Source organism: Lederbergia lenta NBRC 16444 (assembly GCF_001591545.1).
Taxonomy (GTDB): Bacteria; Bacillota; Bacilli; order Bacillales; family Bacillaceae_C; genus Lederbergia; species Lederbergia lenta.
In genome coordinates, this window is the sequence record NZ_BCVC01000001.1 from 249,126 (window position 1) to 267,325 (window position 18,200).

The 18,200-nt window shown below is 37.9% G+C and carries 10 protein-coding genes; all 10 read left to right on the forward strand.

Annotated elements, in window-relative coordinates; genetic code table 11:
• Window positions 1-56 precede the first annotated feature (56 nt).
• On the forward strand, window positions 57-2,528 hold the full coding sequence (locus BLE01S_RS01105; protein WP_066136286.1) for a M60 family metallopeptidase: 2,472 nt from the start codon (window positions 57-59) through the stop codon (window positions 2,526-2,528).
• A gap of 642 nt (window positions 2,529-3,170) precedes the next feature.
• Complete coding sequence (locus BLE01S_RS01115) at window positions 3,171-6,635, forward strand: polysaccharide lyase family 8 super-sandwich domain-containing protein (protein ID WP_066136292.1); 3,465 nt, start codon at window positions 3,171-3,173, stop codon at window positions 6,633-6,635.
• Between the two features lie 487 nt (window positions 6,636-7,122).
• Window positions 7,123-8,715, forward strand: a complete 1,593-nt coding sequence (locus tag BLE01S_RS01120; RefSeq protein ID WP_066136294.1) for an extracellular solute-binding protein — start codon at window positions 7,123-7,125, stop codon at window positions 8,713-8,715.
• A gap of 145 nt (window positions 8,716-8,860) precedes the next feature.
• Window positions 8,861-9,823, forward strand: coding sequence for an ABC transporter permease (locus tag BLE01S_RS01125; RefSeq protein WP_066136299.1), 963 nt, complete (start codon window positions 8,861-8,863; stop codon window positions 9,821-9,823).
• A 13-nt stretch (window positions 9,824-9,836) separates the two neighbouring features.
• A complete protein-coding gene (locus BLE01S_RS01130) occupies window positions 9,837-10,718 on the forward strand; it encodes a carbohydrate ABC transporter permease (RefSeq protein ID WP_066136302.1) in 882 nt (293 codons plus the stop codon).
• An 81-nt stretch (window positions 10,719-10,799) separates the two neighbouring features.
• On the forward strand, window positions 10,800-12,494 hold the full coding sequence (locus BLE01S_RS01135; RefSeq protein WP_066136305.1) for an alpha-L-fucosidase: 1,695 nt from the start codon (window positions 10,800-10,802) through the stop codon (window positions 12,492-12,494).
• Window positions 12,495-12,527: 33 nt separating this feature from the next.
• On the forward strand, window positions 12,528-13,358 hold the full coding sequence (locus BLE01S_RS01140; protein WP_066136308.1) for a sugar phosphate isomerase/epimerase family protein: 831 nt from the start codon (window positions 12,528-12,530) through the stop codon (window positions 13,356-13,358).
• A 187-nt stretch (window positions 13,359-13,545) separates the two neighbouring features.
• Complete coding sequence (locus BLE01S_RS01145; protein WP_066136311.1) at window positions 13,546-14,643, forward strand: mandelate racemase/muconate lactonizing enzyme family protein; 1,098 nt, start codon at window positions 13,546-13,548, stop codon at window positions 14,641-14,643.
• 42 nt (window positions 14,644-14,685) lie between these two features.
• Window positions 14,686-16,977 carry a glycoside hydrolase family 95 protein gene (locus BLE01S_RS01150; protein ID WP_066136314.1) on the forward strand — a complete coding sequence of 764 codons (2,292 nt, stop codon included), beginning with the start codon at window positions 14,686-14,688 and terminating at the stop codon, window positions 16,975-16,977.
• A gap of 37 nt (window positions 16,978-17,014) precedes the next feature.
• Window positions 17,015-18,166, forward strand: a complete 1,152-nt coding sequence (locus BLE01S_RS01155) for a DUF2264 domain-containing protein (RefSeq protein ID WP_066136317.1) — start codon at window positions 17,015-17,017, stop codon at window positions 18,164-18,166.
• Window positions 18,167-18,200: the final 34 nt, after the last annotated feature.

Sequence of the window (18,200 nt, forward strand, 5' to 3'; positions counted from 1 at the left end):
ACTTAGGTTTTTACACTATTCCTTTTTTAAAACTAATATGGAGATTAGGTGATTAGATGTTAAGGAAGATATTATGTTCATACTCAACAATTCTTTTATTTAGTTCGGTACTCTTTTTTACAGAAAAAGTAATAGCTAATACTAAGGATCATGAGGTGGACTATCAAACCTCCTCGTTAGAGAGTGATTATGGTTTTTTTAACAAAGATTTGGAAGCTGGAATCCCGGTTATTTCCGGAAGTGGAGGAGTAGCAGCTTTGGGAGAAAATGCGTTTGTCGTCAATGTTCCAGAAGCTATTCCAAATATTGCAGCTGCCACTTATGATAAAGGAAGAATTGTGTTGGCGGGTGACTTAAGGTATTTTTCACTTAAAAATAATGAGGAACCGCTTAGTCTGCTCAGTCGGAATATTCTGTTATGGCTAACTGATGAATCGGTTATAAACAACGGAAACGGAAGCAAATACACCGGACGATATGCAGAAGCACTAATCGGAAAGAAAAAGTTAAAGTTGGTCACGAGTTCTGAAAAGCTAAATGTTGATCCATCCCTCCCTATCGAAATTGTTAAAGTTAAAAAATTGAATAGAAGTGAATTAAATCCTAATAAGCATACAGTAGCTTTCATTGATGAAACGGTTAAGGAGGATGAGCTCCCGATACTAGAAAAATATATACAACAAGGTGGAAATATCATCGTTGCGGTAAATGGAGGGGATTTAGAAGGAATCACAAGAAATACGCCAGTAGAGAAGCGGGTGCAACTCGGGAACTGGAGAGGTGTCCGTATTAACCAGCATTACGCAATACAAAATTTATTGAATCGTTTCGGTTTATCGTTGCTCAACAGCAAAACCAGTCCAACAGTATCCTCAAGTAATTTAACGATAGAGGAGATTCAAGATAACCATATTATAAATAGGTTACAAGAAGGAAAGTCAATTGAGAAAGGTGCCTTGGGCTATGAAGATATTAATCTGGGGCCTACTGGAACAGATAGCGCGAAAAAACAAAAATTGTTATTAGATGTATTAAATGAAACGCTAGAAACAATGACAGAGGATTCACCTCTTTATGAATGGGCAATGGAGGAAGCCGCTTCATATGGAAAAGTTGAGTTTCCTATTAAAAGAGTGGACATGCCATATCGTAATTCGCTTTTAAACTTTCAATTCACACACTTCACAATTGACGCTGGAAATGAAAAGTCTCCATATGCTGATGAGTTTCCAGGAAAAGTATATGAGGACGCACAGCTTGTTCATAATAAAAAAGTATCTGTAAACATTACAAATCCTGATCTTATGTATGCCCGGGCCTTGCCGAGCAAAAATTGGAAAAGCACAGGTCTGTACGCTCCTCCAGGTAAAGATATCACGATTCATGTACCAAAAAGTGTCCAGAACGTAAGTGTGCAAATTGGTTCACATGATGATGAGATAAATGGATTATCTGAGTGGGAAAGAGTACCTAATATCGTTCATTTTAAGAAACTTGTTCCAGGGGAAAATGTTATTAGTAGTCCTTATGGAGGTTTGATTTACTTCATTCCGATGATGACCGATACGCCGGAACAGATCGTTGATTTTTCAATTAGCGGCGCGATAGAAGCACCTTATTATGAAATTGGAAAAACAACTGACCAAGAGTGGCAGGAAATCCAGGCTAGAGGGGCAGTCGCTCCATTTGGTGAATTAAAAGCTGATCAATTGATTATTACTCTTCCTTCTGAGTATTTACTAGAGTTGGAGGATCCAGAACGCATCGCTGGCTTATGGGATGATATCATTTCAGATTATGATAAGCTCGCGGGGCTGGACGTTAATAATAAAATGCCAAATAAGAAGCATCCCATCCCATTTCGAATTGTTTTGGATAAACAAATCAAGGGAGGATTAATGCACGCAGGAAATCCTATCATGGCACATATTGAATATGGTTCGACGAATTATGCTTCTTCTATTGTAGATGAGTCATATATCAAACATAATGCATGGGGATTTTGGCATGAAATAGGACATGAATATCAGCAGGCACCGTGGACCTGGGGAGATCTCAGTGAGGTTACAGTGAATCTATTCTCTCTTTTAACAGATGAAAAGTTTAATAACCCATCACGATTACTAGATGTAACCAATGGAAAAGATTCATATGATAGAGCTTTGGAGTTTGTTACGGATCCTAATCCAGACAAGCTTTATAAACAAATAGGAAACTTTGAAAGATTGGTCATGTTCCAGCAACTTAGAATGGTCTACGGCTGGGATCTATACACTGAGATTTTTACTGCTTACAGGGAAATGGATGACCAACAACTTCCGAAAGCAAATCAGGATATGATAGATACGTTCGTCATTACAGCTTCTACAAAATCAGGAGAGAATTTAATTGAGTATTTCTCCAAATGGGGAATATATATTTCTGATGAAGCTGCCCGCGATATTGAAGCATTACATTTGGACAAACCTGAATCAGAAATCTGGCTTTTAAGGGAAGACAAGGATGCACCTAATCCTGAAATCGATTAGTGGTAGATGGAAGAGTTACTAAAAACGGTCGCAACCATATCGAACGATAATGGCGAGTATACAGAAAAACCTTATGAATATTTATAACAAGCAACCCAGTCAGCAGAAGAAGCGCTGCAAATCAGCAAATCTCAAGGAGATCTTGAAGCTGCAGTTGATTGGTTTGTTAGTATCTGTGAAGACATAAGTGTATCATGGCTTTTTGATGTGTTTGAAGAATACAAAGAAGATTTATCGGAAGACGTCACTCGCGCTTTACCCATACATTTAACAGCGGTGGCTCGTTATGAAGAGCAGGAAGTAGCTAAAAAATTGTCAAACACATGCATAGCTTTAAATTATTGCTTGACCCGAAAAAAAACGAATTAATTTCTGAAGAGGCGTTTAGCAGGCCTCAGGCTGGTGCTGACTCTTTAATTATGAAGTGTAATAAGTTAAAGACCCACCTAAAGCGAAACTTAGGTGGGAGTTACCAATCAGGTGGGGCAGAAACCCTACCTGATTTCCGATGTTTGCTGAAACGAGATTGGCATGGAGTTCTTTAGCTACGCAACGATGTTCATGAATTTAGGTCGACGATTGTTCAGAGGAAATATATTTAAGTAAGATACGTTTTATCATTAAAAATCGGGGTGTGAGTCCATGAAAAAAGTATTCTCTGCAATGTTAACTGTTATCTTATTATTAAGTGTATTCTTTCCAGGAATTAAAAGCGAAGCAGAGGGTAACGAAACTACAGAAACCGAAGCGTATGAAAAAATGCGTTTAAAATGGTTTAATCGTTTAACTGGCAATGATCAATATAATGCTGATGACACAGATATGGTAACTTATATAGAAGGAATCGTTTCACTTGTTAGTAATGATAAAGAAAATGGGCACTGGGATACAATGGAACAATCGAAAGATCGCACGTATTTATGGAGTGACTTAACAAGCACTACCAATTCAGACGATGTGTCCACCAATTATTATCGGTTAAGGGATATGGCTTATGCTTATGCGATGGAAGGTTCAACACACTATCAAAATACAAAACTGAGAGATGCTATCATTGATGGTATGCAATGGATGTATGTTAAACATTACAATGAAAATAAAGCACAATACGGTAATTGGTGGAATTGGGAAATAGGTGCACCGACGGCACTTAAAGATCTTCTCGTTTTGATGTATGATGATCTACAAGAAAAGGAAATCACAAATTACCTTAACGCAATTCATCGCTTTGTGCCTGATTCAGTTAATCGAGATCGATTTCCAGGGGTGATTGAAACAGGTGCCAATCGGACGGATAAGGCACTAATTGTTACGATCAGCGGAATTATTGGGGAGAATAGTAATAAAATTGCAGAAGCTCGAGATGCATTGAGCCAAGTATTTCTGTATACAACAAAAGGCGATGGCTTCTATCGAGATGGTTCATTTATCCAACATAATCATGTTCCATATAACGGGAGTTACGGGTCTGTTTTAGTAAATGGACTTGCTAATGTATTATATTTGTTGAACGACTCGCCTTGGAGCGTAACCGATCCAAATGCAGCTAATGTATATAATTGGATAAAAGATTCATTTGAGCCATTGATGTATAAAGGTGCAATGATGGATATGGTGAGGGGACGAGCGATATCAAGGGAAAATTCATCTGATCATACGACGGGACGAAGTATTACTTTGAGTATATTGCGTCTAGCTGAAGGAGTCCCAGCAAACCAAGCTTTAGAATTAAAAAGCATGGCAAAGGAATGGATCCAATCAGATAAGACGTTTGATGAATATTATCGAGGTATAAATATTTATGATATGATTTTGGCAAAAAGTGTGGTGAATGATGACAGTATAGAAACTCGTGGTGAGTTGGTTAAGAATCAAATATTTGGTGCAATGGATCGAGTCGTTCATCAACGACCAGAGTTTGCATTGGGGATCAGTATGTCATCAAGCCGCATCTCCGGTATCGAAATGGGGACACATAGCGGTTATGAAAATACTAAAGGTTGGTATACTGGATATGGAATGACCTATTTGTATAATGATGACCTGAAACAATTTAGTAATGACTATTGGCCTACAATAGATATGCTTCGACTCCCAGGTACAACAACAGATGGAACGGAAGGAAAACCAGTTCAATCGTGGAGTCCATACCTCAGTACAAAATCATGGGTCGGCGGGTCATCTATAGATGGCCTATATGGAGCTGCTGGCATGGAATTTGATATTGAGAACAGTACTTTAACTGGTAAAAAATCATGGTTTATGTTTGATGATGAGATTGTTGCACTTGGCTCTGGGATAACTGGTTCGGAAAATAGAAAAACTGAAACCATTATTGAAAATCGGCAATTGAACCGCAAAGGTGATAATGCTTTGACAGTTAACAAAGAATCAAAACCAAACAAATCCGGTTGGAAGGAGCAAATGAAATCTGTTAAGTGGGCGCATTTGGAAGGGAACACGGATCATTCGGCAATCGGCTATTTCTTCCCGAAGCCCTCGACGGTATTAGGTTTACGAGAATCAAGAACAGGGGCATGGGAGGATATTAATTTCCAAGGTTCAACAGACCAGATTACTCGCAATTATTTAAGTTTGGCGGTTGATCATGGGGGAAATCCTGAAAGAGCTAATTACGAATATGTATTACTTCCAAGTAAAAATATAGAGGAAACTGATAAATATGCTCAAGATCCAGATATCGTGATCATTGAAAACAGCGAAAGTGCCCATGCTGTAAAAGAAAACAAGCTTGGAATCATAGCTGCAAACTTTTTTGAATCCAAACCATATCATGTTGATTTTATCCGTTCTTACGGACCGGCATCAGTGATGGTGAAGGAGGAAGGAGATGAATTGACTATTTCCGTATCGGATCCGACACATACTCAAAGTAAGATAAAGTTAGAGTTAGGTAAAATTAGCTTATCGGTTCTTAGTAAAGATGATTCTGTTGATGTTTCACGCATGAAGGCATTTACCGAAATCGAAGTTGATGTATCAGGCTCCCTAGGGGCTTCTCACAAGGTAAAGTTTAAAATCGCTCCAGAAGGGGGCGAGCTTCCTACAGAGATTTTGCCGACTGATATTACGCTTGATCAAAAGGAGTTAAATCTTTTTGCAAACTATGCAGGAGTTACTTTAAAACCAACTGTATTACCGGAGAATGCTTGGGTTAAGGATGTCGAATGGTCTAGTAGTGATTCTTCTATTATTTCAGTTGATGCTAGTGGTTTTATAATGCCGCTTTCCGCGGGTACTGCAGTTGTAACGGTTAAAAGTATAGCTAATCCAGAATTGAAGGCTACCGCTTCGATCACTGTAGAGGAAATGGAAGGTTTGTATATTGTAAGTGAAGATGCATTTGTCAGAAATGGAAGTCATGCTAATACCAACTATGGTGCAGATCCTTCTTTAAGTGTGAAAAGTGATGTGGCCGGATATGCTCGGAAATCATATCTCAAATTTAATGTGGACAACATCGACAAAAACGATGTAGAATCTGTGGTACTCAGATTATTTGTTTCAGGGTTCAATCGAGACCCGAAAAGAACTCTGAGTGTATATGCTACTAATAATAATTGGTCGGAGCCGGCCATCACATGGAATAACGCGCCTGACGAGGCGACACTTTTATCAAGTAAGGAAATAATGCAAGCAGGTCAATGGTACGAGTTTGACGTCACGCATTATATAAAGTCAATTGACTTAAAAGAAGAGATTTCCTTCCTATTACAGAATACGGGGCCAAATACACAATTTAATGATCTTTCTATTGCTTCAAAAGAAAAAGGAATAAATCAACCGCAACTGATTATTACATCTAAAGATACTCCGACTGATATTAGTACTAAAGATATGAAGGAGCTTGTAGAGAAATTTGAGGAAGAGGCAGCTTTCGTGAACGTTAGCGCTCCTCGTTCGTTGAAAATACATTTAACAGCAGTTGGTCAATTCGAAAATCAGAAAGTAGCTAAAAAGGTAGTCAAACATATGGAAAGTTTTAAATTATTGCTTGATCAGCAGAAAAAGGCAAATTTAATTTCAGAGGAAGCGTATAACAGTCTTCAAACTGGTGCGGATTCTTTAATTAAGAAATGGGAATGAAATAAAAAGTCCTTCTGTGGCATGGATTTTCCACAGAAGGACTTTTTTATTGGTAATATAGAGGGAATGTTTTGTATGAATACCTGTAATTTTTAGTTCGAAAAAGAGTTGCTTCGGTATATCTATCGTTTGTTCTAGTATATTAGCTATTCAAGGAATTTGTTTCTAGTAAACTATCTATTATTCATATCTCAATAATAACTATATTAAGAAAGTGCCCTTTAAATATTTACTATATTATGATCAAGATACGGTATCTAACTAGGGACTTTATGCTACATACAGACAAAACTTAATAAAAGATAGTTAATATTAAAATATGATAGTCAACTATTATAAAACTGTATAGCAAATCATAAGAATGAGTAATTTACAGGAAGCAATGCATATGTGAGTATGATGATAAGACCTACGGGTCAATCGTGTAAAAGGAGGACAGCACATATCCAGATTACCGTGTACTATCCAATTTAGGGGGGCAGATCATATGAAAAAGATTGCTATTAGAAAAACATCGGTATTCATGTTATTATTTCTACTTTTAGTTGTAAGCGCTTTAACTGGATGTAAAAGTTCGAAAGAAGTGGAGAAGAAATCGAGTGGAAAAGATGACGGTTCTCTTACATTGAGCTATTGGGTGTCAAATAACAGACCTGATACATTGAAGGATTATAACGAAATGGGCGCATATAAAAAATTGCAGGAAGTGACAGATGTTAAAGTTGAATTCCAACATCCAGCTTCTGGAGAAGCGGATCAGCAATTCAATTTAATGATGGCTTCTGGTGAGCTGCCTGATGTGATTGAAAGAATATGGCCATCTGTTCCAGGCGGTCCAGAGAAATATATTAAAGATAAAAAGATTGTTAGGTTAAATGATTATATCGATCAACATGCTCCAAACCTGAAAAAGATATTGGAAGAAAATCCAGAGTGGAAAAAAATGATTTCAACAGACGATGGGAGTATCTATTCTTTCCCATTTTTAAGACAAGATGAAGTGAATTTGACTTTCTTTGGTCCGGTTCTTCGAAAAGACTGGCTGGATAAACTTGGGTTAGAAACTCCAGAAACGATTGATGAGTGGCATAAGGTTTTAACTGCTTTTAAGGAACAAGATCCAAACGGAAACGGTGAAGCGGACGAAATTCCACTATTAATAGATAAGGATGCGCTAACATCTAATGCTTTTGTTGGGGCATTTGGAATTACGAATGGCTTTTATCAAGTAGATAGTAAAGTAAAATACGGTCCTATTCAACCGGAATATAAAGAATTTTTGACATTGATGAATAAGTGGTACGAAGAAGGTTTGATTGATAAAGAGTATGTTGCTACAGATGATAATTTGAAAGATGCGAAAGTAACCAATGATCAACTTGGTGCGTTAATGGGTTACACAGGTTCAAGTATTATGCGCTATATGCAGTTAAAAGAAGGAGAAAATCCAGATTTTAAACTGACTGGAGCACAATACCCTGTATTTAAAAAAGGGGAGGTACCCGCATTTAATCTTGGAGAAAATAATTATAATGGTGTTGGGGCAGCGATAACGACTTCCAACAAAAACATCGAAGAAACAGTGAAATGGATGGATTATAAGTACGGGGAAGAAGGGTTCAAACTATTCAATTTCGGTATTGAAGGTGAAAGCTATGAAATGATTGATGGCTATCCAACATATACGGAAATTGTTACTGATAACCCAGATGGAAAATCAATGTCTGAAGGACTTGCTATGTATGTTCCAGCTGGATGGAGTGGGCCTTTTATCCAAGCTAAAGAATATGCAGAACAATATACTAGCATGCCAGAGCAACAAGAGGCCATTGAAGCTTGGAAAAAAGGTTCTAATGAACGTATTATGCCAATGGTGTCACCAACACAAGAGGAAAGCTCTGAATATGCCTCCATTATGAATGATATTGGCACATACAAATCAGAGATGATTAACAAGTTTATTATGGGAGAAGAACCACTTTCTAAGTTCGATGATTTTGTTAAGACAATCAATTCAATGGGAATTGATAAAGCAACAGAAATACAGCAAGCAGCATTAGAAAGATATAATAAACGATAAAAACGGAAGATAAGCGCTTATGTCCTTTAGACTAGGCGCTTATCTAATAATAGAACACAACTATTATATTGCTTATAAAAAAGTAATTACCCCATCTACATTTTAAAACTTGGTATGATACTTTGGTTGAAGTGAGGTAATAAAAATGGAGATAATAAAACAGCGACCTGCAGTTAACCCGATAGTGGGAAAGAAAGAGAGTTATTGGAAGAAACTAAAAAAGGATATTAAGCGAAATAAATATATTTATATAATGGCTTTGCCGGTTATTGTGTATTATTTAATTTTTCATTATGGACCGATGTACGGTGTACAAATCGCCTTTAAGGACTTTAATATCACAGAAGGAATTTGGTCAAGTCCTTGGGTTGGTACAGATTACTTCGTTGAATTTTTTAAAAATTTCTACTTTTGGCGTCTAATTAAAAATACTTTCTTGATTAACTTATTTGAATTAATATTCGCCTTCCCAGCTCCGATTATTTTAGCGTTGCTACTAAATGAACTAAGAAGAATGTGGTTTAAGCGTGTTGTCCAAACAGTTAGTTATTTACCACATTTTATATCGGTTGTTGTTGTAGTGGGTATGTTAGTTGATTTTACAACACAAAACGGTTTAATTAATCAATTTTTAGGTATTTTTGGAATAGAACCAATTGCATTTTTGCAGAAGCCTGAATGGTTCCGGACTGTTTATATTGGTTCAGGTATTTGGCAGGGGATAGGATGGGGTTCGATTATTTATCTTGCTGCTATGTCCAATATTAACTCGGAACTGTATGAAGCTGCAAGGATTGATGGTGCAAGTCGTTTCAAGCAAGCATTACATGTGACGATTCCTGGAATTGCACCAATTATTATTATCCTGCTTATTCTTCAAATAGGTTCAATGATGAGTGTCGGATTTGAGAAAATCATATTAATGTATAATCCAATGACATATGAAACAGCCGATGTCATCTCAACCTATGTTTATCGTAAGGGTATTTTGGAAGCTAGTTTTAGCTTTAGTGCGGCAGTTGGTTTATTTAACGCTGTGATCAACTTAACCTTGCTGTATTTGGCAAATCGAATAAGTGCAAAAGTAAGTGAAACGAGCTTATGGTAAGGGGGCTGGCACAATGAAAATGAAACAAAGTGTAGGAGAAAAAACATTTGATTACTTAAACGTTTTATTCATGATTATTTTAATCATCGTTACTCTTTATCCTTTTTTATATGTATTATTCTCTTCCGTGAGTGATCCGGGGCTTCTTGCTAAAAATCGAGGTATCTTATATATGCCACTTGGTTTTACTTTGAAAGCATACGAATTGGTTTTTAGTAACTCCATGGTGATGGTAGGGTATATGAATACATTATTTTATGTTGTCGTAGGGACAACGATTAATATTTTTCTTACAAGTTTAGGGGCATATGCATTATCACGCCGTAACGCTATGTTAGTGAAACCAATTATGATGATGATTATTTTCACAATGTTCTTTAGTGGCGGTTTGATTCCTACATATTTGTTAATTGGCGAGTTGGGCATGATGGATACACGATGGGCTCTTATTATTCCTAATGCAATGAGTGTGTGGAATTTGATTATTATGAGAACGTCATTTAAGGCAATACCAGTAAGCTTGGAAGAATCGGCTAGGATGGATGGAGCTAACGATTTCACAATCTTATTTAAAATTATTTTGCCGCTATCCTTACCTGTTATTGCTGTTATGGTCTTATTTTATGGTGTTGGCCATTGGAATTCCTATTTTAATGCAATGATCTATTTGCGTGATAGAGAACTGTTTCCATTACAGCTTATCCTTCGAGAAATCTTGATCACAAACAGTACCGATAACTTTATATCTGGTGTAGGAGGAGGGGATAGATATCCAGTTGGGGAAACGGTTAAATATGCAACGATTATGGTTGCAACTTTACCTATTCTCTTTTTATACCCATTCCTGCAAAAATATTTTGTTAAAGGTGTCATGATCGGATCGGTAAAAGAGTAAAATATTCAATCTATATGTTTCCTATCATAATAAAAATGACGAAAATAATGGGTGAAATAAACAAAAAGTGGGAGAATTTAAATGAATACAGATGATGAATTGCGATTAAAATGGTGGAAAGAAGCAAAGTTTGGCATGTTTATTCATTGGGGGCTTTATGCAGTGCTGGCAAGAGGGGAATGGGCAATGGCTGCTTCAAAAATTCCAGTCACTGAGTACGAAAAATTAGCGAAACAATTTAATCCACTTAAATTTAACGCGAAAGAATGGGTGAGTATTGCTAAAAGTGCAGGAATGAAATATATCGTCATTACTGCAAAACATCATGATGGCTTTGCAATGTTCCACTCACAAACAGAGAAATTTAATATCGTGGATGCGACCCCATTCGCAAGGGATCCGCTCAAAGAATTAGCGGAAGAATGTCAGAAGCAAGATATTAAACTATGTTTCTACTACTCTCACGTGATCGATTGGCATCATCCCCATTCGGTTCATGAATATTATAATAATACATGGGATTACCAATTAGAAAATAAGTCGTTTTATAATTATTGGAATAACCTCGCTAAACCGCAAATACGCGAATTATTAACTGATTATGGCCCAATAGGGTTGCTATGGTTTGATACAGCAGGTGGTTTATCTAAAAAGGATAGTAAAGAAATCATAGATATTGCCCATAAACTTCAGCCTAATTGCTTAATTAACAGCAGAGTGAGTCATTGGCCTAATATGGGAGATTATCAATCAAAAGGTGATAATGAAATTCCTATGTATGGTGAAGATTCCCGGCCTTGGGAAACGCCGATGACTTTAAACAAGTCATGGGGATACAGTGATAATGATCAAGAGTGGAAGACTACGGAATCCATCATCTTTAAGATGGTTAATATTGTTAGTAAGGGAGGTAATCTATTATTAAATGTAGGGCCTACAGCAGAAGGCCTGATCCCTGAAACTTCAGTTGAAAGATTGAGGGATGTGGGGAAATGGTTAAGTACAAATGGTGAAGCCATTTATGAATCTAATCCAAATCCTTATCCATATGAATTTGAATGGGGAGCCATTACGGTTAGGTCTGGGAAAATGTTTCTCCATCTCTACCACAAATATTGTCCTGGTCGTGAGTTGAAACTATATGGTTTAAAGAATAAGGTAATAAAATCATATATATTGGCAGATGAAACGAAGGAACAACTAGATATAGATCAAGTGTATAATGAAGAAAGTGATCATCATGCGTTAACGATAAAACTACCCAAGCAGTTGCCAGGCCAATACATATCTGTCGTTGCCCTAGAGATAGCTGGAGAAGTGAAAGTAGATCAAAGTTTCAGTCAACAGGCATCCGGAGTGATAACACTTGACTTGGTACATGCGGAAATAGACGAAAGAATTACCAAAGCGGAATGGGGATTCAAAGTTGTTCATCCTGGCACTTTTGATGTTGTCCTAGTAAATTTTAAAAAGGCAGGAACTGATTGGGAGAAGGAATATAATGAGACGGTTGAATTGAACTTGGGCAAACAACAACTAGAGTGTATTCCTAAAGAAGATATTATTTTAGAAGAATCTCAATCATGTCAATATCCCTATACGGAGATTCACTCTAAGCTCGGTCAGGTAGAAATAAATAAGAGTGGCCAATACACTTTATCATTGACATCTGATAAAATTCAAAGGAAATTGGAGACTACAGAAATATGGCAAGCTAACGCGGTAAAATTGCGCTCTGTAAAGTTAATACCAAGTAATGATGGAAGCTCAAAATAATTGCAATGAATTGTAAATGAAGGGGTGGGAAATATGAAATTAGCATTTACTACTTTAGGGTGTCCGAAATGGGATATGGACACGATTATTACAAAAGCAGTTGAGTTTGGTTATGATGGTGTTGATTTTCGTGGGTACTTAGGTGAAATGGAAATTTATACATTGCCAGAGTTTTCGTCGAATATAGAGGAAACAAAGAAAAAGTTTGCTGATGCAACTTTAGAAATCCCTTGTTTTTCAAGCTCAGTCCGATTATTTACTACATCAGAAACGGAGCTAAATAACTATTTAGAAGAACTAAAACAATATGGTACATTATGCCGTGTGTTTAATACACCATATATTCGTGTTTTTGGTGGAGCGATCGGCAGGACAGCACGCCAGGATGCTATTGAAATAGTCGTTAGTAATTTGCAGAAGATGCTAAAGATAGCCGAAGAATATCAAGTGACCTTGCTGTTAGAAACCCATGATGATTGGACAAATTGCGAATATGTGCGTGATGTTTTGCAAGGAGTTGATTCCGCTTACTTTGCTGTTTTATGGGATGTACATCATCCATACCGTACAGTTGGGGAGAATCCAGAGCTCACATGGAAAACCCTTGGTGATAGGATAAAATATACTCATTGGAAGGACTCTTATATAAAGGAAGACACAAGTCGGGGGTATCAACTTTGTCTGCTCGGTGAAGGTGATATTCCATTAGAACGAATGTACCGACTTTTACAAGACGAAGGATATGAGGGCTATTATACCCTTGAATGGGAAAAGGTTTGGTGCCCAGAAATTGAAGAGCCGGATATCGCATTTAAGCAATATGCGAATTATATGAATGCAATCGCTAATAAAATAGTAAACTAAAAGAAATTTGAGCGGGGCTGTAAGATGAGCACCCGCTTTTCGAGTTCCATACTAATAGGTAGTAGAACAAATAATCTTTTGACCATCTTAGTATTGTGCTAATGTATATTAACTTTATCTATGTTTATCTGCTCAAATTTTCCTATAATTAGTAATAGATGAAGCATTCATACGAGGAGGAAAAGAAATGAAAATTACAAAAGTAGAAACCTATTTGTTGGATGTGCCATTAAAGCAACGAGCGATTACTGACTCGCAAACGAAGCTCGAATCAGTTGAATTTATCGCCGTCAGAATAGATACCGATGAAGGAATTAGCGGCTGGGGTTTTAACTGGAACTATACGAAAGGGACGAGGGCAGTCCAAGCAATTATTGATGATACGTATGCACCTATGCTTATTGGTAAAGATCCACTTATGTATAAAAATGTGTTACGGGAACTTCATTACACGAATCATTTTATTGGCCAAGTTGGTGTCACTCGTGTTGGTCTTTGTGCTATAGAACTAGCTTTATGGGATATTAAGTTAAAGATAGTTAATATGCCATTATGGAAATATTTAGGGCCAGTGAAAAGTAAAGTAAAGGCATATAATACAGACGGCGGCTGGTTGCAAGGGACAGAAAGTGAATTGGTGAAAGATATGGCTTTCTTAGTGGAACGTGGGTTTGATGCAGTTAAGATGAAGATAGGCTTACCAGACCCACGAGAAGATTATCACAGAGTAAAAGCTGTTCGGAAAGCAATTGGTGATGATATTAAACTAATGGTGGATGTGAATACTGTGTGGGATTTAAAAACATCAAAGGTATGGGGACATAGATTGGAGGAGTTGGATGTGTATTGGTTAGAAGAACCGATGAATCCATTTGATAAAAAGGCCCATGCCGAATTAGCCCGTTCGATCAATATACCACTTGCTGTTGGTGAAACGATTTATACAAAATATGATTTTCGTGATTATATAGAAATGGGTGCTGTAGATATTGTCCAAGCGGATGCTACGAAACTATCAGGGATTGATGAATGGTTAGATGTTGCTGCTCTTGCTCGTTGTTATAATCTTGAAGTTATCCCACATACAAATGTTCAACAAAAGCTTCATGTTCAGCTTGCTGCCGCATCATCGAATGTCCCAATGGTTGAATATTGCTATGAATCGCTGGTAGATATATGGGAAAATCCTATTCAAGTTGTTAATGGTTATTACACATTACCTGAAGAACCTGGTTTGGGGTGCAAGTTAACAGATAAAATTTTAACTGAATGCAGGATTGGATAAAACATTGAATGAGAATAGCGGCGCAAGGAGAGATAAGAAAAAATGCATACAAACAAGCGGCTTTGGTATGATCAGCCTGCCCGAAAGTGGGTAGATGCACTTCCTGTCGGTAATGGCCGATTGGGGGGGATGATTTCAGGTGATATCCAGCAGGAAAAAATACAATTGAACGAGGATTCTGTTTGGTACGGAGGGCCGAAACATTCAAATAATTTGGATGCAAAAAAATATGTACCAAAGATACGTCAATTATTGTTTGAAGGAAAGCAACGCGAGGCAGAACATTTAACTAGAATGGCTATGCTCTCACAACCGAGATATTTACACCCATATCAGCCACTTGGAGATATGTATTTATATTTTCTTGGTCAAGAAGGCCCTGTTCAGGATTATCAAAGGGATTTAAATCTAGATACGGCGATTGCAAGCATTAGCTATCAATTAAACAACTCGGGATTTTACAGGGAATATTTCAGCAGTGCAGTCGACGAAGTATTCATCGTTCGATTGACAAGTGAGAAGCCAGGTGGATTGAACTTTAGCTTAAACCTGATGCGTCGTCCTTTTGATCTTGGAAGTCAGGTAATCGCACCCGATACAATTATGATGTTTGGTGAGTGCGGGCGTGACGGTGTGGAGTTTCACGCTGTAGTAAAAGCGATGAATGAAGGAGGTCAGGTGAGTACCGTTGGTGATTTCTTATCCATTGAAGATGCCGACGCAGTTACGCTGTATCTTGCTGCGGCAACCACATTTCGCCATGACAATCCGGAGAAGCTGTGTTTGGAACAAATTGAATCCGCTTCACAAAAATCGTATAGCGAATTAAAATCAGCACATATTGCTGAGTATCAGGAAAAGTTTCGTCGTATGTCTTTAGAGTTTTCTGGAGTAGGTATAATAGAAGAATCTCAAACGGTTCCTACTGATGTTCGCTTGAAGCGTTTTCAGGACGGGGAAGAAGATCTAGGATTAATATCATTACTTTTTGATTATGGGCGATATTTACTTATTTCTTGCTCAAGGCCTGGTAGTATGGCAGCAACTTTGCAAGGAATTTGGAATGATAGCTTTGTACCGCCCTGGGAATCGAAATATACGATTAATATTAATACACAGATGAATTATTGGCCTGCTGAAGTATGTAATCTTGCGGAGTGTCATGAACCACTTTTTGATTTGCTCGACCGAATGAGAGAAAAAGGTAGAGTGACAGCTCGGGAAGTGTATGGCTGCGGAGGGTTTGTGGCACATCATAATACCGATATATGGGGAGAAACACATATTGAAGGGATTCCGCTCTCCGCATCTATTTGGCCGATGGGTGCAGCCTGGTTGTCATTACATTTATGGGAACATTATCGGTTTGGCGGCGATGAAAGTTTTCTAGCTAGTCGAGCTTATCCAGTAATGAAGGAAGCTACTGAATTTTTTCTGGATTATCTTGTGGAAGATAGTGAAGGGCGCTTCATTACAGGTCCGTCTATCTCCCCTGAAAATACGTTTATACTTCCAGATGGAACACCTGGTAATGTTTGTATGGGGCCTTCTATGGATACTCAGATCCTAGAGTCACTTCTTCGTGCAGTGCTTGAAGCCAGTCAAAAGTTAGAGGTCGATCGGGTGTTCCGTTCGAAAGTGATGAAAGTATTAGCTCGAATCCCACAACCACAAATAGGAAAACATGGTCAGATCATGGAATGGGTCAAGGATTATGAAGAAGAAGATCCAGGACATCGCCATATTTCCCAATTGTTTGCATTGCATCCTGGAGAAGCAATCCATCCGGTGTATACTCCTAGGTTGGCTGAAGCGGCAAAACGTACATTGGAAAGAAAGTTATCCAATGGTGGCGGTCATACAGGTTGGAGTCGGGCTTGGATCATTAATTTTTGGGCGCGACTATGGGATGGGGATAGATCTTATGAGAATATACGGCAACTACTGACAACATCTGTATATACGAATTTATTTGACGCTCATCCGCCTTTTCAAATTGATGGCAATTTTGGAACAACAGCTGGCATTGCGGAAATGTTGTTACAGTCTCACCTGGGGGAAATTGTTTTTCTGCCTGCATTGCCTAAAGTATGGCAAGAAGGTGAAGTGAAGGGGTTGCGAGCACGCGGTGGATTTGAAATTGCTGTTAATTGGCAAGCAGGTAAATTGGTTATAGCAGAAATGAAAGCGGAGCAAAGTGGTTTGTGCCGGATAAGATCAGATATACTACTATTGGTTAAAAGTGAGCAGAAAGAGGTGCCTACAAGTTATCGCGATTCCATTCTAGAATTTGAAGCTATAAAAGGAAAAGTATATACAATCGTCCCTATCTAATTTAAAGGAAGGTAATTTCTAATAAAGGGTGAGAAAAATGATAAGAATAAAAGATCAAGCGAAAGATGATCGAACATATTGGCTACAAACAATGTGTAAAATTGCAGATCCTGTACTTCTTGCGTTATCTGAAAAACGATTAAAATCGCAAATGCCAATAGAAGCAAAGATGCAAGACAGAGACAAGTATAGTCATTTAGAAGCTTTTGCTAGACTATTATCTGGTATAGCACCATGGCTTGAAACCGGTCCAATTGTTGGAAAGGAAGGTCAAACGAGAAAAAAGTATGCTGAATTATCTAGACTTTGCATAGATGCAGCAACGGATCCCAATTCAGAGGATTACATGAATTTTGCAGAAGGACATCAACCGATTGTCGATACAGCTTTTCTTGCCCATGCTATTATTCGTGCTCCGAAAGAATTGTATGAGAAACTTGAACCTCGTGTTCAGACAAACTTGGTGCGAGCATTGAAATTAACCCGTACACGCAAACCATTTTTTAATAACTGGTTATTATTTTCTGCTATGATTGAAACCGCCTTATTTCAAGTTGGTGAAGAGTGGGATCTGATGAGAATAGATTATGCCTTAAAACAACATGAACAGTGGTATGTTGGCGATGGTACGTATAAAGATGGACCAGAATTACATATGGATTATTATAATAGTTTCGTCATCCAACCGATGATGGTGGACATTATTGAGCGTCTAGCTGATCATTCAGCAGACTGGGAAGAAATGAAAGAACGTGTAATTAGCAGAGCGAAGAGATTTGCTATTATTCAAGAACGTAGTATTTCTCCTGAAGGGACGTTTCCGGTTGTTGGTAGATCACTTGCATATCGGTTTGGCGCTTTTCAACATTTAGCGCAAATGGCGCTCCAGCATAAGGTGGAAGAAAATCTTCAACCTGCCCAAATTAGATGTGCGCTGACGGCTGTTATTCGGAGAATAATTGAAATGCCGGGAACTTTTGATGAAGCTGGTTGGCTCCGTATCGGTTTATGTGGCCATCAACCTGAATTAGGGGAAGCCTATATATCCACTGGCAGTTTATATTTATGTGCAACTGTTTTTTTACCGCTCGGATTGCCTGAGAATGATCCATTTTGGCAAGGAGAAGCAGAATGGACATCTAAAAAAGCATGGTCTGGTATGGCAGTACCTATTGATAGCTCGCTTTAGAGAGCGAGAAGCGATAAGGAAAATAAACGCATGG